22 protein-coding genes and 1 pseudogene are annotated in these 25,264 nt (G+C 39.5%); 2 read left to right on the forward strand and 21 right to left on the reverse strand.

What is annotated here, in order from left to right; translation table 11 throughout:
• From ffh to ON15_RS05540, 10 genes are all read right to left on the reverse strand, one after another.
• Nucleotides 1-1,172: signal recognition particle protein (ffh, locus tag ON15_RS05495; RefSeq protein WP_010580482.1), on the reverse strand; the 1,172-nt coding region annotated here is incomplete at its 3' end.
• Nucleotides 1,173-1,185: 13 nt separating this feature from the next.
• Complete coding sequence (locus ON15_RS05500; RefSeq protein WP_010580483.1) at nt 1,186-1,524, reverse strand: putative DNA-binding protein; 339 nt, start codon at nt 1,522-1,524, stop codon at nt 1,186-1,188.
• A 36-nt stretch (nt 1,525-1,560) separates the two neighbouring features.
• The gene (ftsY, locus tag ON15_RS05505) at nt 1,561-2,568 is read right to left on the reverse strand and encodes a signal recognition particle-docking protein FtsY (RefSeq protein WP_010580484.1); all 1,008 of its coding nucleotides are present in this window, start codon (nt 2,566-2,568) and stop codon (nt 1,561-1,563) included.
• A gap of 22 nt (nt 2,569-2,590) precedes the next feature.
• Nucleotides 2,591-6,118: a chromosome segregation protein SMC gene (gene smc, locus ON15_RS05510; protein WP_010580485.1), complete on the reverse strand. Its 3,528-nt coding sequence runs from the start codon at nt 6,116-6,118 to the stop codon at nt 2,591-2,593.
• A gap of 12 nt (nt 6,119-6,130) precedes the next feature.
• Nucleotides 6,131-6,838: a ribonuclease III gene (gene rnc / locus ON15_RS05515; protein ID WP_010580486.1), complete on the reverse strand. Its 708-nt coding sequence runs from the start codon at nt 6,836-6,838 to the stop codon at nt 6,131-6,133.
• 320 nt (nt 6,839-7,158) lie between these two features.
• On the reverse strand, nt 7,159-7,401 hold the full coding sequence (gene acpP, locus ON15_RS05520; RefSeq protein ID WP_010580487.1) for an acyl carrier protein: 243 nt from the start codon (nt 7,399-7,401) through the stop codon (nt 7,159-7,161).
• 11 nt (nt 7,402-7,412) lie between these two features.
• Nucleotides 7,413-8,423, reverse strand: a complete 1,011-nt coding sequence (plsX, locus tag ON15_RS05525) for a phosphate acyltransferase PlsX (RefSeq protein WP_010580488.1) — start codon at nt 8,421-8,423, stop codon at nt 7,413-7,415.
• A gap of 25 nt (nt 8,424-8,448) precedes the next feature.
• On the reverse strand, nt 8,449-10,533 hold the full coding sequence (gene recG / locus ON15_RS05530) for an ATP-dependent DNA helicase RecG (protein ID WP_010580489.1): 2,085 nt from the start codon (nt 10,531-10,533) through the stop codon (nt 8,449-8,451).
• 23 nt (nt 10,534-10,556) lie between these two features.
• Nucleotides 10,557-12,263 carry a DAK2 domain-containing protein gene (locus tag ON15_RS05535; protein WP_010580490.1) on the reverse strand — a complete coding sequence of 569 codons (1,707 nt, stop codon included), beginning with the start codon at nt 12,261-12,263 and terminating at the stop codon, nt 10,557-10,559.
• Between the two features lie 26 nt (nt 12,264-12,289).
• Nucleotides 12,290-12,652, reverse strand: coding sequence for an Asp23/Gls24 family envelope stress response protein (locus ON15_RS05540; protein WP_010580491.1), 363 nt, complete (start codon nt 12,650-12,652; stop codon nt 12,290-12,292).
• A 218-nt stretch (nt 12,653-12,870) separates the two neighbouring features.
• Here ON15_RS05540 and rpmB point away from each other — a divergent pair, with 218 nt between their 5' ends.
• A complete protein-coding gene (gene rpmB, locus ON15_RS05545; protein WP_010580492.1) occupies nt 12,871-13,056 on the forward strand; it encodes a 50S ribosomal protein L28 in 186 nt (61 codons plus the stop codon).
• Between the two features lie 40 nt (nt 13,057-13,096).
• Here the strand turns inward: rpmB and ON15_RS05550 are convergent, their stop codons facing one another.
• The 11 genes and pseudogenes from ON15_RS05550 to gmk all read right to left on the reverse strand — a co-directional run bounded on the left by ON15_RS05550 (nt 13,097) and on the right by gmk (nt 24,762).
• Nucleotides 13,097-13,747 (reverse strand): thiamine diphosphokinase, encoded by a 651-nt coding sequence (locus ON15_RS05550; RefSeq protein ID WP_010580493.1) that lies wholly within the window; start codon nt 13,745-13,747, stop codon nt 13,097-13,099.
• A gap of 2 nt (nt 13,748-13,749) precedes the next feature.
• On the reverse strand, nt 13,750-14,400 hold the full coding sequence (gene rpe, locus ON15_RS05555; protein WP_010580494.1) for a ribulose-phosphate 3-epimerase: 651 nt from the start codon (nt 14,398-14,400) through the stop codon (nt 13,750-13,752).
• 6 nt (nt 14,401-14,406) lie between these two features.
• Nucleotides 14,407-15,285 carry a ribosome small subunit-dependent GTPase A gene (gene rsgA / locus ON15_RS05560; protein WP_010580495.1) on the reverse strand — a complete coding sequence of 293 codons (879 nt, stop codon included), beginning with the start codon at nt 15,283-15,285 and terminating at the stop codon, nt 14,407-14,409.
• A 12-nt stretch (nt 15,286-15,297) separates the two neighbouring features.
• Complete coding sequence (pknB, locus tag ON15_RS05565; protein ID WP_010580496.1) at nt 15,298-17,163, reverse strand: Stk1 family PASTA domain-containing Ser/Thr kinase; 1,866 nt, start codon at nt 17,161-17,163, stop codon at nt 15,298-15,300.
• Complete coding sequence (locus ON15_RS05570) at nt 17,160-17,912, reverse strand: Stp1/IreP family PP2C-type Ser/Thr phosphatase (protein WP_010580497.1); 753 nt, start codon at nt 17,910-17,912, stop codon at nt 17,160-17,162. Before ON15_RS05570 ends, pknB begins: the two co-directional genes overlap by 4 nt.
• 14 nt (nt 17,913-17,926) lie before the next feature.
• Nucleotides 17,927-19,245 (reverse strand): annotated as a pseudogene (gene rsmB / locus ON15_RS05575) (16S rRNA (cytosine(967)-C(5))-methyltransferase RsmB).
• Nucleotides 19,242-20,195 carry a methionyl-tRNA formyltransferase gene (gene fmt / locus ON15_RS05580; protein WP_010580498.1) on the reverse strand — a complete coding sequence of 318 codons (954 nt, stop codon included), beginning with the start codon at nt 20,193-20,195 and terminating at the stop codon, nt 19,242-19,244. The pseudogene rsmB and the gene fmt overlap by 4 nt, the downstream one beginning before the upstream one ends.
• A gap of 20 nt (nt 20,196-20,215) precedes the next feature.
• The gene (gene priA, locus ON15_RS05585) at nt 20,216-22,633 is read right to left on the reverse strand and encodes a primosomal protein N' (protein WP_010580499.1); all 2,418 of its coding nucleotides are present in this window, start codon (nt 22,631-22,633) and stop codon (nt 20,216-20,218) included.
• Nucleotides 22,633-23,826: a bifunctional phosphopantothenoylcysteine decarboxylase/phosphopantothenate--cysteine ligase CoaBC gene (coaBC, locus tag ON15_RS05590; protein WP_010580500.1), complete on the reverse strand. Its 1,194-nt coding sequence runs from the start codon at nt 23,824-23,826 to the stop codon at nt 22,633-22,635. The genes priA and coaBC overlap by 1 nt, the downstream gene beginning before the upstream one ends.
• Before the next feature lie 106 nt (nt 23,827-23,932).
• Complete coding sequence (rpoZ, locus tag ON15_RS05595; protein ID WP_010580501.1) at nt 23,933-24,145, reverse strand: DNA-directed RNA polymerase subunit omega; 213 nt, start codon at nt 24,143-24,145, stop codon at nt 23,933-23,935.
• Nucleotides 24,142-24,762 carry a guanylate kinase gene (gmk, locus tag ON15_RS05600; protein ID WP_010580502.1) on the reverse strand — a complete coding sequence of 207 codons (621 nt, stop codon included), beginning with the start codon at nt 24,760-24,762 and terminating at the stop codon, nt 24,142-24,144. Before gmk ends, rpoZ begins: the two co-directional genes overlap by 4 nt.
• Nucleotides 24,763-24,933: 171 nt before the next feature.
• Here gmk and ON15_RS05605 point away from each other — a divergent pair, with 171 nt between their 5' ends.
• Nucleotides 24,934-25,251 carry a hypothetical protein gene (locus ON15_RS05605; protein ID WP_010580503.1) on the forward strand — a complete coding sequence of 106 codons (318 nt, stop codon included), beginning with the start codon at nt 24,934-24,936 and terminating at the stop codon, nt 25,249-25,251.
• Nucleotides 25,252-25,264: the final 13 nt, after the last annotated feature.

Consider the following 25,264-nt stretch of genomic DNA (forward strand, 5'->3'; position numbering starts at 1 on the left):
GGTTGTTCTCTTTCTTGCGGAGTCATTGAGAGAACAATTGCTTTGATATGAGTAATTTGTTTTTCATCAATCTGAAAATTTTTTAAAGCCGGATTGTTGGCCAAACCAGGAATCATTTTGATAAGGTCATCCATTGGTCCCATTTTTTGCACTTGTTCCATTTGATCCAGAAAATCATTAAAATCAAAGCTGTTCTCACGCATCTTTTCTTGCATTTCAACAGCTTTTTTCTCATCAAAATCTTGCTGAGCTTTCTCGATCAAAGTCAGCATATCACCCATGCCTAAAATCCGTGAAGCCATACGATCTGGGTGAAAGACATCCAGATCGGTCATTTTTTCGCCTTGCCCAATAAACTTAATTGGTTTACCAGTTACCGCGCGAATTGACAAAGCAGCTCCGCCACGAGTATCACCATCAAGTTTGGTCAAAACTACGCCAGTAACATCCAGTTGCTCATTAAAACCTTTAGCAACTTCAACCGCATTTTGCCCGGTCATCGCATCAACTGTCAGCAAAATTTCATCTGGCTGGGCTAGTGCTTTAATTTGTGCTAACTCAGCCATCAGTTTTTCATCGATTTGCAGTCGACCAGCAGTATCAATTAAAACATAATCATTCTTTTTTTCAGCCGCCGAAGCTAAGCCTTGGCGAACAATCTCAACTGGGGAAGTATCAGTTCCTAACGAAAAAACTGGCACTTCAATCTGCTGTCCCAAAGACTGCAATTGATCAATCGCAGCTGGTCGATAAATATCACCAGCAATCATCAAAGGACGGGCTTTTTTTTCCGTTTTTAGCTTAAGTGCCAGTTTAGCCAATGTAGTAGTTTTCCCCGCTCCTTGCAGTCCAACCATCATAATGATCGTTGGAATCTTTGCTGCTTTACTTAAAGGAACGGCTTCTTGCCCCATAACTTTCGTCAACTCATCATTAACGATCTTGACAATTTGCTGTGCCGGTGTCAAGCTTTCCAAAACTTTAGCGCCAATGGCTTTTTCCCGAACGTTTTTGACAAAATCTTTAACAACTTTAAAATTGACATCAGCTTCCAATAGTGCCAAGCGAATTTCTCGCATAACTTCTCTAACATCAGCTTCACTGACTTTACCCTTGCGCTTTAATTTTCCGATCGCATTTTGTAAACGCTCAGTCAATCCTTCAAATGCCATCAAATCACCTATCCTATTCTTCCATGTTTTCTAACTGATCAACCAAAGTCAGCAATTCGCCATCAGTTTGATAATACTGCTGAACATAAGCTTTTAACTCATCTAATTTCAGATTTAAGCTTTGATATTGCTGAAATAAATGCAATTTCCTCTCATATTTTTCTAAAATCAGTTCGGTCCTTTTTATATTATCATAAACTGCCTGCCGTGAGACGTGATAGTTTTCTGCAATTTCACCTAACGAAAGGTCATCGCGATAATACAAGACAATATAAACTGTTTGTTTTTCTGTCAGCAATGGTTCATAAAAATCAAGCAATGCGTTAATCCGATTAGTTTTTTCAATTGTCATCTTTGCTCCCGCTCCCTCAAGTACTCTTCTCTACCCTCAGGCATCATAATTCTGAGCTAATAATTGACCAAATAAGCCAGCTGCAAATTTCTCAGGGTCAAAGTCCTGTAAATCATTCATTTTTTCACCTAGTCCTACTAATTTAACCGGTATATGCAATTCATTGCGAATCGCTAAGACAATTCCACCACGAGCTGTTCCATCAAGCTTGGTCAGAATAATCCCCGTCAAAGGTGTGGTTGTCTTAAATTGCTTGGCCTGGCTTAAAGCATTTTGCCCAGTAGTAGCATCCAAAGCTAATAAAACCTCTTGCGGAGCTGTTGGAACTTCACGAGTGATCACTCGTGAAATCTTTGCTAATTCCCGCATTAAATTGACTTTATTTTGCAATCTGCCAGCTGTATCGACTAATAGAACATCATAATTTTCTTGTTGAGCTTTTTTAACAGCATCATACACTACTGACGCTGGATCACTTTGAGCTGGTTTTTGAACAACTGGAACGCCAACCTTCTTTCCCCATTGCGTCAATTGTTCAATTGCTCCAGCGCGAAAGGTATCTCCAGCAGCCAGTAGAACTCGTTTACCTTCTTTTTTTAAACGGAAAGCTAATTTGCCGATCGTAGTTGTTTTGCCGACGCCATTAACTCCAACAAACAAAAAAACTGTTGGCCCAGTTTGCGCATAATGTAACTGGTAATCTTCGTTTTGACCTTCTTGTTCGTAAAGATCGATCAGTTTTTGAATAATTGTCTCTGCAACTTCTTGAGTAGTTTTAGCATTTTTTAATTTGACCTCTTGTTTGAGTTCATCACTGATTTTAACAGCCGTTTCAAAACCAACATCTGCTTCAATCAAGGTTTCTTCCAAATTATCGAAGAATTCTTCATCAACACTCCGAAAATTTGCTAATAAGCTATTTAATTTAGCACTAAAAGTATTCCTTGATTTTTCAAGACTTTGATCATATTTTTGACTTTCAGCATCCTCTTTAGGCTGTTGATCACCACTAAAAGCCTGTTTAATCTTTTCAAAAAAGCCCATTTGAAAATCCTCCTTTTTATCATCAGGTCAAAGCAACCGAAACCATTTTTGAAATTCCAGATTTCTGCATGGTTACACCATAAAGCACATCAGCAAAATTCATAGTAACCTTTCGATGGGTAATCACAATAAATTGTGTTTGTTGACAAAACTTTTTCAAATATTTCGCATAACGTTCAACATTAGCATCATCTAAAGCTGCTTCTGCTTCATCTAAAATTACAAACGGAACCGGCCGAACTTTTAAGATTGCAAATAGTAAAACAATTGCCGTCAATGCTTTCTCACCACCAGAAAGTAAGCTTAAGCGCTGTAATTTTTTCCCCGGCGGCTGAGCCATAATTTCTACACCCGTTTGCAAAAGATCAGCTGGTTCCGTTAACTTTAAGCTAGCTTGGCCGCCGCCAAACATTTCAGGAAAAATTTTAGCAAAAGCAGCGGCTGTTTGAGTAAAGGTTTGATTAAAGCGCTGTTTGACCTGCTGATCGATCTCTGCCATGCTCTCTTGTAACTGAGTTTTGGCTTTTAACAAGTCTGCTTTTTGATTCTCCAAAAACTGATAGCGCTGATCAACCCGTTGATATTCATCAATTGCGCCCAAGTTAACATTTCCCAATTCGCTGATTCCACGCTGTAAAAGTTTCAACTGCCGCTGGATCACTTTAAAATCAGTTTCCCGCTTCATTTGCTGCGCAGCTTCAAAGGTCAACTGATATTTTTGACTCAAATCCATCAAATTCTGATCAATTTGGTTAGTGACTGTTTGAACTTTTAAATCGATTTGCTGTAACTTTTGCTGTTGCAGCTGCAATAATTCTGTTTGCCGATTCAAGTTTGCTTGCACCGTTGTTAACTGTTTTTGCACTTGTTGGCGAATTTGCTTTTCTTGTGACAATTGTTCTTCTAAATCGTGCTGTTTTTGAATTAGTTGCTTCAAATTCAAGTCAAGCTGTTGCTGTTGTTGCCACTTTTGGGGTTGATTCAATTCAGCCACAGCAGCCAACTTGGCTTTGATTTCTGTTGATAGTTTTTCAGATCTGGCGGTTAACTGAGTAACTTGCTGCTGAAAGTTTTGCTGCTGCAGTTTGCTGACGGCAGCTTGTTGTTGCAATTTGGCCAATTTTTGTTCTTGCTGACGTCGACTAGCTGAAAAATTAGCTAAGGCAGCTTGCGAGGCATTAAAGTTTTGTTTTAATTTAGCTAATTTCTCAGCAACTTGCTGCCGCTGTTTAGCAACTTGCTGTTGACTAGTAGCAAAATTTTTATTTGCTAAATTATTTTGCTGAACTTCAAATTTTTGTGCTGCCAACTGCTCAGCTAAATGGTGCTCTTCATTTTTTTTGAATTGAGATTTAGCTGAAAGTTGTTGAACTTCATCCCGTTTAGCCGCTACTGCTGTTTGTGCCGCAGCAACTGACTTCTCCACTTGTTGCTGGCGCTGTTTAGTTTCCAATCCAACCTGCTCCAACTTAGCTAGTTTACCCTTCATTTCTTTTAAAGCAGTTGTTAACTTAACCAATTGCTGTTGTTGAAATAACAGGCCACTCGTCTTACGGCGTGAGCCGCCAGCGATAGCACCACTGGCATTAATTACGTCGCCTTCTAAAGAAACAATCCGACAGCTATAATTTAGCTTACGGGCAACAGCAATCGCATCATCAATTTTTTTGACAATAACGGTAGTTCCTAAAAGATATTCCAAAATAGCCTGATTAGCAGCTGAAATAGTAATTAAATCACTGGCAATCCCAATTACTCCTGGCAAAGCTGCCAATTCTTGCTTTAAATCAGCACGCAATTGGCGACGTTTGATCGAGGTCTGTGGTAAAAAAGTTACTCGGCCATAATGATGCTGTTTTAAAAAACTAATTGCATTTTTCGCAGCTTGTTCATCATTGACAACGACATTTTGTAGTTGACCAGCTAAAACCGTTTCAATTGCGGGGGCTAATTGTGCGGGAACTGTGAGCAATTCAGCTACTGAGCCAACAATTCCTGTCAACTGATTTTTAGCTAAGAGGATCTCTTTAACACCACGATAATAATTATTATAGCCTTGGGTCAATTCTTTTAAATTATCATACTTGGCCTTCGTCTGCTGATAAATACCAGCCGCTTGATACCATTGTTCACGCTGATCAGAAATTCGTTGCTCAAGTTGGTCTTTTTGGTTTTGGAGATCTACGGCAGTTTGATTCAACTCGTGGAGCCTCTTTTGACTTGCCGCTAATTGTTCAGCGACCTGTTGACTATCAACGTGCTTAGCTGCTTGTTGCTGCTGGAGTTGCGTCAACTTTTTGGTTAAAGCATCTTGTTGTAGACTTTGACGCTGAATCTCTTTTTCTAAATAATGTTTTTGATTGTTCAGCGATGCTTGCTGTTGCATTTTATCAATAATCTGTCCACGTAACTCTTCTACTTTTTCTTGCAAATCATTGGCACTTAGAGCTAATTGTTTTTGCAAGCTCTTGATTTGGCTTTGTGTTGCCGCTAAATTATGCAAGTAAGTCTTTGATTGCTGCTGCAGGCTGTTTAACTCTTGCTTCAAATCTGATTGTCTTTGCTTAGCTGCAGCAATTTGTTGCTTTAATTCACGCTTCTGTTTTTCCTGATAAGAAGCTGCTTGTTGTGAAAGGTGCTGTTGACCAATTAAACGTTCTTTTTGCCTAACAGTCTGCATCAATTCACCTTGCAATTGATCAATCAGTGCTAATTGCTTTTCTTGTTGAGACTGCAGTTGATCTTTTTTTTGCGCTAAAGATTGCTTTGCTCGCTGACAGACTGCAACTGACTTTTGAGCACCGCTTAATTGCTGTTTATTAATAGCTTGTTGGCTAGTCGCTTGCTCCAATTCGTAAACAAGTCGGCTACGATCATAAAAAGCTAATTGATCTTTTTGCTCTAAAAAATCATGAGCTAAACTCGCTTGCTCCTTGAGAGGTTCACGCTGCGTCGCTAATTCACTAATAATATCTGCGACCCGCAGCAAATGGTCCTCAGTCTCAACTAATTTATTTTGAGCACTCGTTCGCTCTTGCTTATATTTTAAAATTCCAGCAGCTTCTTCAATGATTTGCCGACGTTCCACTGGTTTGCTGCTAAAGATCTGCTCAACTTTCCCTTGAGAAATAATTGAAAAAGAATCTCTGCCCAGACCAGTATCTAACAATAAATCCGTAATATCCTTCAACCTAACATTTTTGCCATTTAGTAAATATTCACTTTCGCCATTTCGATAAATTCGCCGGTCAATGGCAATTTCGGTGCTTTCCATTGGCAAAAAATGGTCGCTGTTATCCAGGAGCAATTCAACTTCTGCCCGATTTAACGCTTGCTGTTTAGTTGAACCAGCAAAAATCACATCGGGCATCTTTGAACCGCGCAAACTTTTTGCTGATTGCTCACCTAAAACCCACCTAATTGCTTCAATCAAATTACTTTTGCCACTGCCGTTGGGACCAACAATTGCTGTTAAACCGTGACGAAATTCAATCGTAGTTTTTTCAGCAAAAGATTTAAAACCATTCAATGTTAGTGACTTGAGTTTCATCGCTACTGCTCCTTAATCAGCTCGTTTGGCTGCTAGTAAAGTTTGCAGCGCTTGTTTGGCTGCTGCTTGTTCAGCCGCCTTTTTTGAATGGCCAGTTCCAACACCGAGTGTTTTCCCATCAGCACTAACCGTCATTTGATAGCTTTTGTCATTTTCTGGGCCAAAATCAGCCAGTTCTTGGTATTCAATATTTACATCACCATTACGTTGCAAATACTCCTGCAACTCGGTTTTATGATCAAGCAAATGGTCAAACCAGCCAAGATCAATTTTAGGAAAGACAACTTGCCTAATAAACTGATCGACAACTGTTTTCCCTTGGTCCAAGTATAAAGCTCCAATAAATGATTCAAAAATATCACAAAGTAATGACGGCCGCTGGCGAGCCTTGGCTTTTTCCTCACCTTTACCTAACCGAATATATTTATCAAAGCTGCATTCTACCGCGAACTTACTAAAACTGTCCTCACAAACCATCGCTGCTCTTAAACGTGAAAGCTTTCCTTCCGGTAAGTTAGGAAATCGAATAAATAGATACTCTGAAACACACAGCTGCATGACCGCATCACCTAAGAATTCAATTCGTTCATAATATTTCAAATTTTCCTTTGGATGTTCATTGACATACGAAGCATGAGTGAAAGCTTCATCTAATAATTCTGTTTTCTTAAAATCAATTCCAAACTGTTCTTTTAGCATCTGGGTTAATCCGCTAATCAAAGTTGATCTCCTCTTTTATTTAAAATCAAGACTTCCCTAGTTAGTCAACCACCAATGGCTAAAGTCATTAGCTTGTGAGCCATGAACCCTAATAGATTCTGAACCACAATTTGCATAGATACATCACTGCAAAGTTACCAAGTAACTATGATTAACACGATAATTACCAATGCCTTTTATGTCCCCAGGTTGCCGGAGGGACAAAGCCTTATCTATCCCACGACTAAAGCCACGAGATTTTTGACCAATCATCATTAAAATAAAAGACCGCTGTCAAAACAATCGTTTTGGGACGGCCCCTTTACATTACTTTTTCAGCTTTATGACTGATGTGCTTTAACGTAAGCAACTACATCCGCCACTGTCGTCATCTTTTCCGCTTCTTCATCTGGAATCTCCGCCCCAAAAGTATCCTCTAATTCGAGGACAAACTCCACGAGATCAATTGAATCAACATCTAAATCTTGTGTAAAATTCAGTTCTGGAGTAATCTTGTCGAGTTCGACTTCAAATCTCTCATGAATTATCTTGGCAATTTTGTCAAAAATTTCTTTTTCAGTCATAATTATCTCCCTTAATCTTTTTTAAGTGTTGTTTTTGAAAAGTAATTAACAAAATCAGGAATCATGTTTTCTTTCAACATTTGCTCAATTTGAGCTAAAGTATAATAGACGGTTTCCGCATCACTGGCTCCATGAGCCTTTACAACTGGAGCCTTAACGCCTAGTAGGACTGCTCCACCATATTTTGCCTGATTCATCTTTGATTTTAGTTCTTTAAATGTCGGTTTTAAAAGCAATGCTCCTGCTTTGCTGCTAAAGCCACCCGCCATAATCGTTTCTTTCAATAAGTGCATAATTGCACTAGCTGTTCCTTCAATTGATTTTAGCAAAGTGTTGCCAAGAAAACCATCAGCAACAATAACATCAGCCGCATTTTTCAAAACCGCATTGGCTTCGACGTTACCGACAAAATTAATTTCTGGCTCGGCCTTTAACAATTGATAAGCTTCTTGAGTAACTTTACTGCCCTTATGTGGCTCGGTCCCATTATTTAGTAAACCAATTCGCGGATTAGCAATCCCGCGCACCGTTTGAGCATAATATTTTCCCAACAAAGCATATTGATAAAGATGCTCTGGCTTACTTTCAGCATTGGCACCGCTGTCTAACAAATTAAAAGCCCCATTTTGCTGACCAATCATTGGTAAAGTTGATAATAATCCTGGACGTGTAATTCCTTTGATTCGACCAACAATCAACAAGCCTGCTGCCAGTAAAGCACCAGTATTGCCACAGGAAAAGAGCGCTTCTGCTTGACCTTCCTTAACCGCTTTAGCAGCTAAAACCAGTGACGAATCCTTTTTTCGCCGAACTGCTTGGACCGGCTCATCATTCATGCTGATAACTTCAGTTGCTGGAAGAATTTTAATTCGGGTTGAATCTTTTACTAAAGGCTGAATTTGCTCAACCTGTCCAAATAATAAAAACTCTAAATCAGTGAACTGATCACGAGCTTTAATAACTCCAGCGACAACTGCGGCTGGTGCATGATCGCCGCCCATCGCATCAACTGCTATTTTCATGATACCACTCCTATAAATCATTTATTTAGTCAAAGCTCAACTTGGGTTGAACTTTAAAGCGCAAATAAGCCGCCAGTTGACTAGTTTGTTGATTAGTTGCAAAATCTGGTCGTTGTACAAGTTCAGCTGCATCCATTTGAGCAACCTCTAAAATCTTCAAATCTTTAATTGGATCACCGACTCGAAAATCCGGCAGACCTGATTGCTTATTTCCTAAAATCTCACCTTGTCCACGCAATTCCAAATCTTTTTGCGCAATTACAAATCCATCTGTCGTTGCGACCATTGCCTGCATCCGTTGAATCCCAGCCTCATTTTTTGGATCAGCAATTAGCAAGCAAAACGATTGCAGATTGCTCCGACCGACTCGTCCGCGCAATTGATGCAGCTGAGCAAGCCCAAAACGATCAGCATTCAAAATCATAATTACTGAAGCTTGGGGTACATCAACCCCAACTTCAATTACCGTCGTTGCAACTAAAATATTCAATTTACCTGATTTGAAACGCTGCATGACCCGCTGCTTTTCATCGCTTTTCATTTTACCATGAATTAAACCAACTTGATATTCTGGTGAAAAGAATTTCTGCGTATCCGTAAAAAGCTGTTCGGCATTTTGCAGATCCAAAGCTTCAGATTCAGCAACTAGTGGCGTTACTAAATAGGCTTGCTGCTGTTTAATTAATTGTTGCTTAATAAAATCAAACGCTTGTTGTAATTGCGTCGGTTTAAGCCAAAATGTCTTGACCGGCTTACGTCCTTTTGGTAATTCATTGATCAACGAAACATCCATTTCCCCATAAGTTGTCAAAGCTAACGTCCGCGGAATTGGAGTAGCAGTCATAGCCAAAACGTCTGGTTGTATGCCTTTTAGTCGCAAAGCTTGACGCTGATTAACGCCAAAACGATGCTGCTCATCAGTAATCACCAAACCGAGCCGCTCAAACTTGACTTCAGTTTGAATCAAAGCATGTGTTCCGATTAAAATATTAATTTTGCCAGTCGCAACTTGATGCAAAAGTTCCTGGCGCTGCCGTGAACCCGCTGTAATCGAGCTAGTTAACAAACCAACAGAAACTCCCCATGGTTGAAAAAGCTGAAACAGTTTTTCAGCATGCTGCGCGGCCAAAATTTCAGTAGGGGCCATTAAAGCCGCTTGAAAACCAGCGGTCACGGCAGCATACATTGCAATTGCCGCTACGACGGTTTTCCCTGAACCAACGTCTCCTTGTAAAAGACGATTCATATGAATTGGACGATGCATGTCGTGACAAATTTGATTAACAGATCTTTTTTGCGCTGTTGTCAATTCAAACGGCAAACCAGAAATAAACTTCTTCACTTGATCATTATGATAATTAATTTGCAAGCCGCTCTTCTTTTGATCAATCCGTTTCAGATACTGCAAGCGGGCCTGGAATAAGAAGAATTCTTCATAAATTGCTGAACGTTTTGCTGCTTGGGCCGCTGCCGCTGATAGGGGAAAATGCATATCATGAATCATCTGCTTGCGGTCCAACAAATGATACCTTTGTCGTAAATCAGCCGGCACCAAGTTTGTGATTTCAGCATTGAATTTTAGATAAGCTTCTTTGATTAAGCTTTGCAATTTAGTTTGTTTAATTTCTTTTGAAGACCGATAAATTCCAGCTAGTCGATCATTACGATTAAAAGTCAGCAACTTCATCCCAGTTAAACGTTGCCGCGAACTATCCCATTTTCCAAAGACAGTCACTTCAGCACCGGTTTCAATTTTGTCAGCCAAATAAGCCTGATTGAAAAAAGTAACTAAAATTACATCTTGATCCAGCAGCAAACGAAAATTCAAACGATTTTTCTTTCTTCCAAAGCGGGTTACAACTGGTGGATTAGCAACTGTTCCTCTTAAAGTGATTTTTTCTTGATCAATCAGTTCTGCCAATGCTTTAGGCCGGTAATCATCATACCGAAATGGGTATGCCATTAACAGATCCTCTAAGGTAAAAATTTTCAAATGCTGCAAGGCCGCAACTGTTTTCGGTCCAACTCCCTTTAAAACTGAAACCGACTGATTCAAAACATTAGTCAAATTGATCACTTCTTTTCTAAAAAAAACTGACTGGCAAATCATTACCAGTCAGCAGAACGAAATAGCTATTCTACAGAAATCAAATATGGATAAACTGGCTGACCACCGAAATGAACTTCTACTTCTAGATCCTCGTCAAGCTGATGAGCTGCTGCCGCAATTTCATTAGCTTCTTCTTCATTCCCGTCAGCACCGTAGATAATTGTAACGATTTCACTATCCTCGCTTAACATTCGTTTAAGCATTGCAACTGCAGCTGTTTTTCGCACTGCATTAGTTAAGATGATTTTTCCATCGACGATTGCCATGTAATCACCCTTTTTAATTTCTTGACCATCAATTGTTGAATCACGAACTGCTGTTGTTATTTGTCCAGACTTAACCGAATCAAGTTCTTTCGTCATTCTAGACTGATTTTCTGATAAACTTGCCTGACTATCAAAGCTAAGCAAAGCAGTCATGCCTTGAGCGATCGTTTTGCTGGGAACTACGGCAACTTTAGCCGTAGCAACCTTAGCAGCTTGTTGAGCCGCTAAGAAAATGTTTTTATTATTTGGTAAAATAATAACTTTCTTTGCTCCGGTTTGTTTAACTGCTTCAACAATGTCTTCGGTACTTGGATTCATTGTCTGGCCGCCATTTAAAATCAAAGTAGCACCCAAGCCTTTAAATAATTTTGCCAAGCCAGCCCCAGATGCAATGGCAATTACCCCGTAACCATTGACAGTTTCCGTTGTCGGCGTTGCAACTGCTGCTGAAGCACTTGAAGTTTGTTGTTGATCATGTTCAAGGATTGTTTCGTGCTGTAAACGCATGTTATCAACTTTAACTTTAATCAGCGAGCCAAAATGCTGGCCATAAGCCAAAACTTCACCTGGATGTTCAGTATGAACATGTACCTTAACAATTTCATCATCTGCAACTACTAATAATGAGTCACCAATTTCACTCAAATGCTGACGAAATTGATCATAGTCAAACTTTTGGTCAACTAAACGTCCAGCACCCAATCGTACCATAATTTCTGTACAATACCCATAACGAATATCCTGAGTATTTAACTGGCTCTGAACGCTTTGATGATGAGCCGCATTGACCATCTCATCCATTTCGCCAATGCTTGGCTGATGAGTCTTATGGACAGCTGTAACGTCATTAGTCAAAGCATCATGAAAAGCTTCATAAACAAAAGTCAAACCTTGGCCACCGGAATCAACAACACCAACTTCTTTTAAAACTGGCAACTGTTCTGGCGTATGCGCTAATGCAACTTTAGCTGCCTTAAAAGCTGCTGCCATAACTCCACTCGCTGTAGCTTGATTAGCACCAGCAGCTTGATTAGCCGCCTTAGCAGCCTGACGAGCAACAGTCAAAATCGTTCCTTCGGTAGGTTTCATAACTGCCTTATAAGCTGTTTCAACTCCTCCAGTTAAAGCAGCAGCTAAATCTTTAGCTGTTAGCCGCTGCTTTTTTTCTGTACTTTTATAAAAGCCACGGAAAATTTGTGACAAAATAACCCCAGAATTTCCTCTAGCTCCCATTAAAAGTCCCTTGGCCAGCGCTGAAGCCAAAGAACCAACATCTTCGGCTGTTGAATCAGCTACATATTTCGCCCCACTCGCTAAAGATAAACTCATATTAGTTCCTGTATCACCATCTGGTACTGGAAAAACATTTAAGGAATTAATAAATTCCGCATTTTCATTTAAGCGCTCAGAACTGACAGCTACCATCTTTCTAAATTCCGCTGCCGTAATTTCTTTTACTTTCAACTCTACTGTACCTCCTGAAATAACCGCTAATCTTCGATCACTCTGACGCCTTGCACAATCACATTAACAGAGTTGGCAGTTATTCCTAACATCGATTTTAGATTATATTTAACTTTATCTTGAACATTACGGCACACTTCAGAAATCTTAGTACCATAGCCAACAATAATGTAAACATCAACTGCTACAGCGTCGTCTTCTTGACGAACAACTACTCCCTTAGAATAATTATCGCGTTTGAGGATCTCGTTTAAATTATCTCTGATTTGGTTTTTACTAGCCATTCCAACGATTCCAAAGATCTCGGTCGCAGCTCCACCGACAACGGTAGCAATGACATCATTGGTAATCTCAATGTCACCAAACTGTGTTTTGATTTTAACAGCCATAAATGACAGCCTCCTTAAATTAAGAACACCACAATTAAAGATATTTTATCATAAATTTAATGATAACACCAAGCAAGCCATTTAACACCTCAAAAATTTCTCATGGCTGCCAAGTATTTTTACTTTACAAAAGTCTTGCAATCACTCGTTAACTATGTTAATTTTAATAAGTAAGTGAGCAGAAATGCTGTGAATTTGTATATTTAGGAGGAAATAAAATGGCTAAAGATTTCATTACCGGCCGGAAAACAACTTTTGGTAAAAAGCGTTCGCATGCTTTAAATCAAACAAATCGTTCTTGGAAACCAAATTTGCAAAAAGTTCGGATCTTAGTTGATGGTAAGCCGAAGCGGGTTTGGGTTTCAGCTCGGGCCCTTAAATCCGGAAAAGTTACTCGGGTATAAAAAATAAAAAGAGTCTTCATATCAGTCTATGAAGGCTCTTTTATTTTAAGTCTTTGCTTTGAATTACACTGATCACACCACTAGCAAACGAAAAGCTAGCCGTCTGACCAACAAATTCATTACTGGCAAGCGAAAGCGGGTAAGCAAAGCTTTTAGCTGCTAATTGATACTTTTCATCGTATAACGACAGCTTGGCAACCTTCGTCAAAAGAACAAATGCTAGATATTTTTTATCAGTTTCCCGGGTAATTGAATAATGACCAGGTCCAAAAAAACTGATTGAGTTTTGTCGATCGAATAAAAAAATTTTTTGCAAATGTGGCCGAAACTCTGGTCGCATGACAAAAAATAAATTAGCTAATAAATGATCGAGCCGACCGCCAGTTGCTCCATAAATGTTGATTCTCTCCGCTTGATAATCAATCAAAAGATGTCTAACCGCCAATTCAGTATCAGTATCATCTTTTTCAGGTTGATCCGTAATCACTCGTTGACTTTTAGCGAATATCAACTTTCGTTCTCTCGAGGTGGCTGAATCAAAATCACCGATTGCCAGAAGCGGGCGGATTCCATTTTTAACCAAATATAAAGCGCCACGATCAGCGCCTGCCCAAACGGCGGTCTTTTTTTTTATCAATAAATTATCAGGCCAATTTTTGACTGGACCACCGACTAATAAATTGATTTCCATCATCATTCCCCCACTGCTGCCTTTAATAATGCCAACTGTTTTGCTGGATCATTTTGAAAAATAAATGATCCAGCAACTGCGATCGTCGCCCCGGCTGCGGCACATAACTTGATAGTTGCAGGGTCAATGCCACCATCAACTTCAATTTCAAAATGATAATTATTTTGTTGCTTGATTCGTGCTAGGCGCTGAACCTTTTTCAAAACAAATGGCAAAAACTTTTGACCACCAAAACCTGGATTGACTGTCATTAATAAAACTGAATCCACCAATGGCAAAACTTCTTCAATGACCGTTAGACTTGTAGCTGGATTGATCACAACTTCAGCTTGACAGCCAGCAGCTTTGATTTGCTGCAGCAAGCGACAAAGATGAGCGGTAGTTTCAGCATGCACACCGATAATCTGAACTTGACTAGCTGCTAGTAATTGAACATAATCAGCTGGATTAGTAACCATCAAATGACAATCAAACGGTAAGTCTGTCACTGGACGCAATGCTTTAATAATTGGCAGACCAAATGACAAATTCGGCACAAAATGTCCATCCATAATATCAATATGCAAATAGTCAGCCCCACCAGCAGCAACTCGTTGAACATCTTTGCCGAGTTCAGCAAAATTAGCACTTAAAATCGAAGGAGCAATTTTCATTAATGATCAATCCTTTCTTCTATTGTATTTTGGCTTTTTTTGCTGCAATTCTTCTAAAAATTGCAAATAGCTTTGATAACGACTGGCTGCAATCTTTTTTGCCGCAACTGCTGCTTTAACTGCACAAGCTGGCTCATTTTGATGTAAACAACCGCGGAACTTGCAGTTGCTTTGAAACGGCCAAAAATCCGGAAATAATTGACGCAAATTTTGACTATCCAAATTTTTTAATTCAAAAGATGAAAAACCTGGAGTATCGGCAATATAATTACCCTTCCAAGCCATTAAAGCAACTTTTCGCGTCGTATGCTTACCGCGACTTAAAGCTTTCGATACCTCTCTAGTTGTCAGATTCCAGGTTGGATCAAATTTATTTAACAAAGTCGACTTTCCAGCACCAGTCTGACCCATGACAACTAATACTTGCTGTTTAAGTTGTCGTTGTAGATATTCTTGCAACTTTACCGAATCTTCAAAAACTGGATAGCAAGCATATGCAATAAAAACTTTTGTAAAATTTTTCAATTCCTGATCTGATAGCAGATCTTGCTTTGAAAAATAGATCACGGGTTTAATTTTTTGAGCTTCTAGCATTACCAATTGACGATCTAATAAATTAGCTGAAAAAGCTGGCTGCTGACATGAAACAACGACAATTGCTGCATCAACATTAGCAACTGGTGGACGAACTAAACTATTTTTGCGGGCAAAAATTTCTAATAGATATCCCTCTTTTAAACTAGCTGGTTTAAATTCAACTTGATCACCAACGAGTGGTATAATTCGCCGTTTGCGAAAATTGCCACGAGCCCGAGTCCGATAAATGACATCCGAAGCTAAAACATCGTAATAACCACTTAATGATTGTAAAATCAGTCCTTTCATGAAACCCTCCCTTTATTGTTCATTACTTAAACTAGAAGTTGTCGTAGCTGATGCACTACTTGCATTGCTGTTTTCGTTGGAACTGCTGCTAGCCGTATTTGATGAAGCTTGCGAATTGCTTTTAACTGAGGAACTATTGACTGATGGACTCGCCTCAGTTGCCGCTGAAGATGCATTTGATGTCTGACTTTGGCTTGGAATAGTTGTGGTCGTTTGCCCACTGCTTGATGGCGTGGTAGTACTTGCAGCCGCAAAAAAGACTGTTAAAGTACTACCAGCTTTTAAGCGTGTTCCAGCGATCGGACGTTGAGCTACAGCTAAATCTGTATCACTTTGACTACTATGATCGGTATTTTCCCATTCTGCATGCAAAACAAGACCTAATTCTTCGGCGTAATCCTCAACACTCTTTCGCGTATACCCTGTTAAGTCTCTAATTCTAACTGATTTTCTACCTGAACTGACTGTAAAGGTTACTGTCGTATTTTTCCAAATTACTTGATGGTTCGGTGCAAGACTTTGTTTGATAATTTCGCCTGTCGCAAACGTATTGGAATAATGTTTTGACTTTAAGACGGTTACACCTTTTTTTTCAAGTTTCTTTTTAACTTCCTTAAAAGATTGCCCTCGGTAATCTCCAAATTTCACCTTTTGCGGTCCCCGAGAAATTATCAAATTTACTTCCGATGATTGTCTAACCGAAGTTTTTGCTACTGGTAATGTTCTAATTACTTGGCCCTGATAATACTTATCATTGTACTGATGCTCAATTTTACCCAATTTTAACTGTTTGGAATTTAAAGTTGCTGTTGCTTCACTAAGGCTCATTCCACTTACATCTGGAACATTAACTGAATTTGAGCGAAAAACTAATGCCAAAATTAGCAAAGTAAGTAAAAAAGCCGCCAAAAGCCCCCCAAAAATTAACCATTTCTTTTTAATCTTTTTAATTGGTTTTGGGGAATTTTTCTTCGTTGTTTTCTGAGCAGAATCAAGTGGCTCAAGGAGCTTAGTTTCATCATCGAAATTTTGAGGCTGCCAGCGTGCTTCATTTTTTCGAGCCGGCGATAAAGTTGTTTTTAAATCGGCAGCCATTTCCGCTGCTGTTTGATAGCGATCATGCAAATCCTTAGCAGTTGCATGCAAAATAACATTTTCAAGCGCTTGCGGAATTGCTGGATTAAACTTGCGAACTGATGGCATTTGATTTTGTGAGTGTTTTAAAGCAATTGAAACAGCTGTCTCACCTTGAAATGGGACTTGACCCGTCAGTAATTCAAATAAAATGATTCCCAGTGAATAAAGATCAGATTGTTTAGTGACTACACTCCCCCGTGCCTGTTCAGGAGATAGATAATGTACCGATCCCATCAAAGTATTGGTTTGTGTTAATGAATCACCACTTGCCAAAGCAATTCCAAAGTCAGTAATTTTAACGTGCCCCTGATGATTGATCAAAATATTCTGTGGCTTCAAATCACGATGAATTATCTCATGATCATGCGCGTGCGCCACAGCAGCTAAAATTTGTAACATTATATTAACAACTTTTTCAAAAGAAATTGGAAAATTTATAGCAATATAATTTTTTAAATCTGTACCTTCAATATACTCCGTGACTAAGTATTGCATCCCGTTATCCTCACCCACATCGTAAATGCTGACAATATTAGGATGACTTAGTTTGGTTAACGAGATGGCCTCACGTTGAAATCTTCGAATTGAAGCAGCATCATCTCTCAGATCTAAACGCATTAACTTGACAGCCACCGGGCGATGTAAAATTAAATCACGGGCTAGATAAACATTAGCCATTCCACCCTCACCTAAGCTTTTTTTGATTTGATAGCGCCCATTTAAAACGTAGCCGGCTCTCATTTTTTATCCACCTCGTCTTTGCTAGCGACTAAGGCTAATAAAACAGTAATGTTATCTTTGCCGCCCATTTTATTAGCACGACCAATCAAAAGCTCGCACTTCGTCGTTAATGATTCAGTTGCCGTCAAGATTTTTTTGATTTCTAGATCCTCAAGCATATTAGTTAAACCATCTGTACATAGTAAGAACAGATCATTAGGCTGAAAGTCAATTAAATATTGATCTAAAACTGCTTCATTTGAAATACCTAAGGTTCGAGTAATAATATTTTTTTTAGGATGATGTTTAGCTTGCTCTACACTGATCTCCCCACGTTTCAGTAGCTCATTGACTAATGAATGATCCTCTGTCAGTTGAAATAATTCCCCATTTCGCAGCAAATAGCCACGACTGTCGCCAATATTCGCCAAAACTACTTGTTTCTCAAAGAAGAGACCACATACCAATGTTGTCCCCATCCCCATTAAATCACTATATTGATTCGCACGCTGCAAAATCAGTTGGTTTTCTTCTTTGACTTGAGCCTCTAACCACTGGGCACCTGCTTGAGGATCAGAAAAATTAGTTTTCTCAAAAAAATGACCCAAATGAGAAACCGCCATTTCTGAAGCTACGTCACCACCTTGATGACCGCCAAGTCCATCAGCAACAACTCCAAAAGTTACCCCTGCCTGATTTTCAAACACGTCAACATAATCTTCATTTTTCTTGCGCATCTTGCCGATATTACTTTTAAATGCAAAGCTCACACGATTGCCCCCATTTAATTCGCATTTTTTATCAAATTAGCCATGAAAAAACCATCTGTCTCATATTCATCTGGAAAAATTTCCCGACCAATTCTTCTTGGATTCTGTAGGCTAAACTGCGGATGTTGCTTTAAAAAGCTCTTAATAACTTGTTGATTTTCTGTCTGCATGATCGTACAAGTACTATAAGTAATTTTACCATGGAGTTTTACTAATGGGACCAAATTTTCCAATAATTTCAGCTGCAGCTGGCTTAAAGCATGAATATCTTGCAAATTTTTACGATATCTGATTTCTGGTTTTCGACGTAGTAAGCCAATACCAGAACAAGGTGCATCTAACAGAATCTGATCAAAAAAGCCAGTCGTGAACTTCGTGACAGCCAAGCGAGCATCTAGCTTTTGAGCAGTCACCCTAGCTTGCAAGCCACAACGAACCGCATTTTTTCAATTAATTTAACTTTGTGTTCATGAATATCCAAAGCCCAGACGTGACCTGTTTGTAACTGATCGGCAATTTGCAGTGTTTTACCACCTGGAGCAGCACAAGCATCTAAAACCTTCTGATCAGCTTTGATTTCCATTGAAGCAACAACACATGCAGCACTTTCATCCTGAAAAACGATTGAACCATTTTTAAATAACTGACTATTCCCTGCAAAACCACTTTGAATGATCAAACTAGTTGGACTTAATTGACTACGTCGCCAAGTGAATCCTGCTGCGGTCAAAGCCCTTTCAGCTTGCTGTAAACTGATTTTTGAAGTATTGACACGAATTGCTTGGTGTGGTGGCTGATTGATTGAGCTTAAAAGCAAATTAGTTTTTTCCCAACCATTTTCTGTAACTAATTGGTTGACCAACCACCCTGGCACGCTATAAACGATCCGAGCTCGCTCAAATGGATCAGCAATTTCGTGCGGATCGGGTAATTGACTGCGTAAAACTGCATGCAAGACACCGGTAACAAATTTGCGAATACCATCATGTCCCTTAGCTTTCGCAATTTTGATTGATTCATCCAAAACAGCTCGTGCTGGAATCCGATCCAAATATTGAAGTTGAAAAAGGGCACTTAATAACAGCTCTTTAACCCAGGGCAAAACTTTTTTTTGCTTGATAAATGGATTCAACCAATATTCAAGAGTTAATTGCTGCTGCAAAGTCCCATAGACAATCTTAGTCAATAAATTTGCATCTTGCACAGGAAGTCGGTATTTCATTAAAGTCTGGTTTAATAAAATATTTGAATAAGAATTTTCCCGCTGAATTCGCGTTAGAATATCAACTGCCAAATAGCGGGCTGTCTGATCCAAACAAGCATTTGTCTTCATTCAGTAATCAACCTCTGCTTCACTGTCAAATTTTGCCCTTGTCCATTTAAATAATCCCTAATAGACTGTTTAGCTTTCCCCGCCGGCTGTAAGACTTCAAGCTGGTAAACTGTTCCCTTTGCAGCTGCAATCTTTAACAGCCGATGATCAATTGCCACGATTTGGCCCGCTGCCAATTCCGTTTTTTCAGGCAATGGCTTGATTTGCCAAATTTTTGTCCGTTTGCCAGCAAAATTGGCAAAATAAGCTCCTGGCCGCGGTCGTAAAGCTCGGATCATTCCATCCAACTGATGGGCAGTCATTGCTAATGATAATTTTTCTTGTGCCGCGGTAATGATCGGTGCAAAAGTTACTGCCGTTTCGTCTTGCTCCACCGCCCTTACCTGTCCAGCAATAATCATCGGTAATTCTTGCAATAAGAGCTGCTCACCGACGACACTCAACTTCTTAAATAAACTGCCGGCATCATCTTCTGGCATAATCTTAATCGTCTTTTGAGCCAGCATTGCACCGGCATCCATTTTTTTGGTCATATAAATCAAAGTAATTCCTGTTTGTTGATCATTATTAATCAATGAATATTGAATTGGAGCTCCACCACGATATTTGGGCAACAACGACCCATGAACATTAATCGCTGCAATTTTTACACTCTTAATCAGTTTTTCTGGCAGAAATTGCCCATAGGCCGCAGTAATAATTAGATCTGCATGCAAGCCCAACAATTCAGTCAATTCTTGGCTGCGGGCTAATCTTTCCGGTTGATAAACTTTTAGCCGATGCTTTTTTGCCAGTTGTTTAACTGGTGAAGCCGTTAAAACTTTTTTTCGACCGGTGTAACGATCCGGTTGTGTAACAACACCCATAACTTGGTGATCGGTTTTAGTTAAAATTCCTTTTAAAATTTCTGCAGCAAAAATAGGCGTCCCCATAAAAATAATTGTTGCCAAATTAATTCCTCCTCGGTCTTTTAAATAAAATTATGCGGTTCACGAACGATATCAAGCTGTAAATCAGTTTGACGCTGACTTCTTTCAAGTAAAGTTTGCAAATATCGATTTAACTGTTCTTCATGTTTATATTTAATGATTAATTGATAACGATAACGTTTCTTAATCTTTAAAATCATCTGCGGGACTGGTCCCAAAATTTTAGCACCCGGACTTAAAACCGTTTTTAATTCAGCTGCCACCTGAAGCAACGCCTTGAGTGCCACTTTTTCAACTACTGCACTAGCTGCAACTTGAATTGTAAAGTAATATGGTGGGTAACCACCTTGATGCCGCAATTGCATTTCAAAAGCATAAAAGCGTTCGTAATCTTGTTTCTTAGCCAGTTGTAAGGCATAGTGCTGCGGATTAAAGGTCTGAATAATCACTTTGCCTTCTTTTTGAGCCCGACCAGCCCGACCACTGACTTGAGTCAACAATTGAAAAGTTTGCTCACTTGCACGAAAATCCGGCAAACTTAAGGAAGTATCGGCATTCAAAACACCCACTAAAGTCACGTCTGGATAATCAAGCCCCTTGGCAATCATTTGCGTCCCTAATAAAATGTCAGCTTGATGAGCACCAAATGCAGCTAAAATTTTTTCATGTGCTCCTTTTTTACGGGTTGTGTCAACATCCATTCGTAAAATTCGGCTAGTTGGAAAATACTTGGTTAATTTTTCTTGAACCTTTTGCGTTCCTGTCCCGTAATAACGAATCTTTTGCCCACCACATTCAGGACAAATATGCGGAATTGCTTCTTCGTGACCGCAATAATGACATTTCATCACTTGTTGATCCTTGTGTAAAGTCAAAGTAATGTCACAGTTGGGGCATTTCAAAACAAAACCGCAATCGCGACACATCACAAAAGAAGCATAACCGCGTCGATTGAGCAGTAAAATTATCTGCTCTTTTTGTTGCAGCTTTTGTTTAATTGCAGCAATCAACTGGGGGGAAAAATCTGAATCACGACTAACTTTTGCCGCGTGACGCATATCAATCAATGAAACTTCTGGCAAAGGCTTTGTATTGATCCGCTGAGTCAAACGTAGCCAATGATAGACCTTCTTTTGAGCCCGCGCCCGTGACTCTAAAGCAGGCGTCGCACTGCCAAGAACGACTGGACAATGATGAAACTTACTTCGCCACAAAGCTACATCACGCGCATGATAACGCGGCATATTGTCCTGCTGGTAACTGCTTTCATGCTCTTCATCAATAATGATGATACCTAAATTTTTAATTGGAGCAAAAATTGCTGATCGAGCCCCAACAACTACTTTAGCCTGGTCATTTTCAATCCGACGCCATTCATCCAAGCGCTCTCCTGCAGATAATCCACTATGAAGCAGTGCAACTTGCTTACCAAAACGACCAACGACTTGAGCAACCATCTGCGGAGTCAACGAAATTTCTGGAACTAATAATAATGCGCTACGTTGCTGCCTTAAAGCTGCTGCAATCAACTGAAGATAGACCTCCGTCTTGCCGCTGCCGGTCACCCCTTCTAACAAAAAAGTCGTTGCCGCTTGTGACTCAACAGCCATTGCGACCTGTTTATATACCGTTGCTTGTTGGACTGATAATTTCTTCGGCTGAGTTGACGTAATTTGATCTAAGTCATAAGCTCGACGCTGCAACGGACGTTCTTGCATCCTTAACCAACCCTGATCGGCAGCTCTATTTAAAGTTGCCGCCGATAAATTCAGCTTTTTTTCTAAGCTGCTTTTAGAAATTGCTTGATGATAATGTTCAGCTAAAAATGCCAGTAAACGCTGCCGCTGAACTGCATTGCTACGCTGCTGCTGCTTTTTGGTCAGCGCCTGCGTTCTAGTTAATTGACCAATGATGATTTTTTCTTGTCGCGGTTTGGCCGTCGCTTGAACTAAATAACGAATTTCAATTTTTCCAGCACTTTTTTCTTGATGGATCTTTTTCAAGAGTTCAGGCGACAGTTGTTTAGTGTCAATTATTTTTGCTGGTTTGCCAGCCATGAATTCAACAATTTCTGGAGCTAATTGATCCGGTATAGTAACAACTAACTGCTTTTTCGTTTTTCCTCGCAAAGCATTGGGCAACATTGCCTGAAAACAAGCAATTTGAAATGAAAATGTCCGGGTCGCTAGCCACTGTGCTAATTCTAACATCTCATTATTCAATACCGGTTCAATATCTTGAACTGCATAAATTGCTTTTAGCTTAGCCGGCACAGTCTTTGGTGAAAAAACTTGCACTACAAATCCTTGGATCAGACGGTCAGCCCGTCCAAAAGGAACGACTACCCGCATCCCCGGCAGGACACTATCTTTTAAATTTTCATTAATCAAATAAGTAAACGGGCGATCAGTCTGACGAGCTGGCACATCAACAATAACTGCTGCTGCTTGCAAATGCATCACTTCCTCTTTGTCATAGCTAACAGCAAATCAAAAAGTTTTTCAGCGACTTGCTGTTTGCTGGTTTGGGCTAAATGCAATGGCGATGAAGTTGGACTTAAAAAATAGACCTCATTTTCATTGCTGCCAAAACCAATATCCTGACGAGCAACATCATTTGCTACCAAAAGATCCAATTTTTTTTTGAACAATTTTTCTTGAGCATTAACCAGCAGCTGTTGTGTCTCAGCAGCGAAGCCGACTAATACTTGCTGTCGTTTTTTTTGCCCCAGTTCAAACAAAATATCTGGATTCCGAACCAGTGGCAAATTGATTTTATCAGTGCCTTTTTTGATTTTCTGCTGGGCAGCTCTGACCGGTCGATAGTCAGCTACTGCTGCTGCCATAATAACATAATCAGCTGCTTCATAGTGATTTTCTAATTCAGCTTGCATTTGTAAAGCAGTTGTCACCGGAATTAAAGCCACTCCCTGGGGAGGTGATAATTTAGTTGGACCACTCACCAAAGTTACCTGCGCACCACGTTCTTGTGCAACCTCCGCAATTGCGTAACCCATTTTCCCAGAAGAATGATTAGTCAAATAGCGAACTGGATCGATGGCTTCAACCGTTGGGCCAGCTGAAACTAAGACCTTTTTCCCCTTCAAATCTTGTTTGGCTAACTGGCAATCACTTAACCAAGCTAAAATCGCTGCTGGCTCAGGCAAACGTCCACGACCTGCGTAACCTTCAGCTAACAGGCCTCTGCTGGTTGGCATCAAGTTAACACCATTTTTTTTGAGCCAAGCAAGATTGCGTTGGGTAGCCGCATTCAAGAGCATCTTTTCATTCATTGCCGGCACAATATATTTGGGACAATTTGCTGCCAATAGAATTGCACTAACTAGATCATCTGCTAGCCCCGTTGCCATTTTGGCAATCAAGTTAGCAGTTGCCGGAATAACAATTATTTCATCAGCCCAATCAGCCAGAAAAACATGAAGTACTTTTTCAGATTCGAACCAATCTTGCTGGCGATAAATTTTTTGCTTGATCAAAGTAGCAAAGGTCAGAGCACTAACAAATTTTTCTGCTGTCGGTGTCATAGCAACCTTGATTGCCAAATCATTTTTTAAGAGCTGGCGAATAACCGGTGCAGCTTTATAGAGAGCGATGCCTCCAGCTAAACAAATCAAGATTTTTTTCTTCTTCAAAATTTCTTCCTCCTTGCTGAGTCACTCTCTATTTTACCAGAAAAGACTAAATAAAAAAGCTGGCGTCTGATTAGATGTCAGCTTTAATCCTAATATAGGTTAGCAACTACAATTTTTCTTTTTCTTCGGGATCAATCATTAATTTGCCAGCAGCAATCTCTTCAAGTGCTCTTCCAACACTTTTAACTGACTGATATTTAGTCAATAGCGGCAAAGCTCCGGCGTCCAATTCATGCGCCCGTTTGCTGGCCAACATCACTAACATATAGCGCGAATCGACCTTTTCCAAAAGATCATCAACTGATGGATAAAGAATCATTTTAAAACATCTCCTAATTGTTTCTTATAGTCTGGCAAAAATCGCTTAACTCGCCAACGCTCAGCCCGAATAATTGTTTTGATTTTCTCGACAGCCGCTGGAACTTCATCATTAACAACGGCATAATCATAATTTTGCATCATTTCGATTTCACCAACTGCTTTATGCATCCGCTTATCAATAGTTGCTAAATCATCTGTTCCGCGTTCAATAATTCGATGCCGTAGCTCCATCAAATCAGGCGGTGTTAAGAAGATAAACAAACCATCTGGACATTTTTTTCTAACCTGCATGGCTCCATTGACTTCAATTTCCAAAAAAACATCTTTGCCAGCATCAAGCATCTCATTTACATATTTTAAAGGGGTACCATAATAGTTGTCAACATACTGAGCATATTCTAACATCTGACCAGCTGAAATTTCAGCTTGAAACTCCTTTTTGCTAACAAAATAATAATCCTTTCCGTTAACCTCCCCAGGTCTCATTTTCCTAGTCGTCATTGATATTGAATAATGAAACTTGTTATTATCCTGTGCGAAAATTGCTTTTCTAACCGTTCCTTTACCAACCCCGGAAGGTCCCGACAAAACAATCAGCATTCCCCTTTTTGACATCTTTCTTGATTCTCCTCTAAAAAAGTTATTAACTTTATAATGTACTTTTTGCTAGTTTTTTTCAAGTCTGCCTTAAAAATTATATTAGATCTGACTAATTTCGCTTGACTTTTGCGAACACATGTTCATATAATGTTAATGCGAACGTGTGTTCTGGAAGGAGAAAAAGTTATGATCGATATTCAACAAAATAATTGGCATAGATTCACTGCTGTTGTCCAAAAAAAACTAGGTACGATTAAGTTAAATTCAAATTTCAAATTACATCCCCAAATGCCTGACTTCCAGATTGAACTATTTATTCAGCAGGCCATTCAAAAAAACAAAACTATTACTATTTGGCTAAAAGACACTCTCGGCAATGAGCACGCCATCACGGGAAACTTAAGTTCTAGTCTTCATCAACCACATACATTCTTATTAATTGATCAAAATAAGATTCCCACGCTCGTTGCATTTAAAAATATTAAATTTTTAAAACTTATTTAAGTGTTAAAAAAAA

Origin of the sequence: Liquorilactobacillus vini DSM 20605 (genome assembly GCF_000255495.1) — a bacterium.
Taxonomy (GTDB): domain Bacteria; phylum Bacillota; class Bacilli; order Lactobacillales; family Lactobacillaceae; genus Liquorilactobacillus; species Liquorilactobacillus vini.

Excerpts from the sequence above, each read along its gene's own strand:
- rsgA (WP_010580495.1), bottom strand. The coding sequence starts at position 15,285 with ATGAAAGGACTGATTTTACAATCATTAAGTGGTTATTACGATGTTTTA.
- ON15_RS05540 (WP_010580491.1), bottom strand. The coding sequence starts at position 12,652 with ATGGCTGTTAAAATCAAAACACAGTTTGGTGACATTGAGATTACCAAT.
- rpe (WP_010580494.1), bottom strand. The coding sequence starts at position 14,400 with ATGAAAATTGCTCCTTCGATTTTAAGTGCTAATTTTGCTGAACTCGGC.
- plsX (WP_010580488.1), bottom strand. The coding sequence starts at position 8,423 with ATGAAAATAGCAGTTGATGCGATGGGCGGCGATCATGCACCAGCCGCA.
- smc (WP_010580485.1), bottom strand. The coding sequence starts at position 6,118 with ATGAAACTCAAGTCACTAACATTGAATGGTTTTAAATCTTTTGCTGAA.
- rpmB (WP_010580492.1), top strand. The coding sequence starts at position 12,871 with ATGGCTAAAGATTTCATTACCGGCCGGAAAACAACTTTTGGTAAAAAG.
- ON15_RS05605 (WP_010580503.1), top strand. The coding sequence starts at position 24,934 with ATGATCGATATTCAACAAAATAATTGGCATAGATTCACTGCTGTTGTC.
- acpP (WP_010580487.1), bottom strand. The coding sequence starts at position 7,401 with ATGACTGAAAAAGAAATTTTTGACAAAATTGCCAAGATAATTCATGAG.
- rpoZ (WP_010580501.1), bottom strand. The coding sequence starts at position 24,145 with ATGATTCTTTATCCATCAGTTGATGATCTTTTGGAAAAGGTCGATTCG.
- pknB (WP_010580496.1), bottom strand. The coding sequence starts at position 17,163 with ATGAGAGCCGGCTACGTTTTAAATGGGCGCTATCAAATCAAAAAAAGC.
- ON15_RS05500 (WP_010580483.1), bottom strand. The coding sequence starts at position 1,524 with ATGACAATTGAAAAAACTAATCGGATTAACGCATTGCTTGATTTTTAT.
- ON15_RS05550 (WP_010580493.1), bottom strand. The coding sequence starts at position 13,747 with ATGGAAATCAATTTATTAGTCGGTGGTCCAGTCAAAAATTGGCCTGAT.
- priA (WP_010580499.1), bottom strand. The coding sequence starts at position 22,633 with ATGCATTTGCAAGCAGCAGCAGTTATTGTTGATGTGCCAGCTCGTCAG.
- recG (WP_010580489.1), bottom strand. The coding sequence starts at position 10,533 with ATGATTTGCCAGTCAGTTTTTTTTAGAAAAGAAGTGATCAATTTGACT.
- gmk (WP_010580502.1), bottom strand. The coding sequence starts at position 24,762 with ATGTCAAAAAGGGGAATGCTGATTGTTTTGTCGGGACCTTCCGGGGTT.
- ftsY (WP_010580484.1), bottom strand. The coding sequence starts at position 2,568 with ATGGGCTTTTTTGAAAAGATTAAACAGGCTTTTAGTGGTGATCAACAG.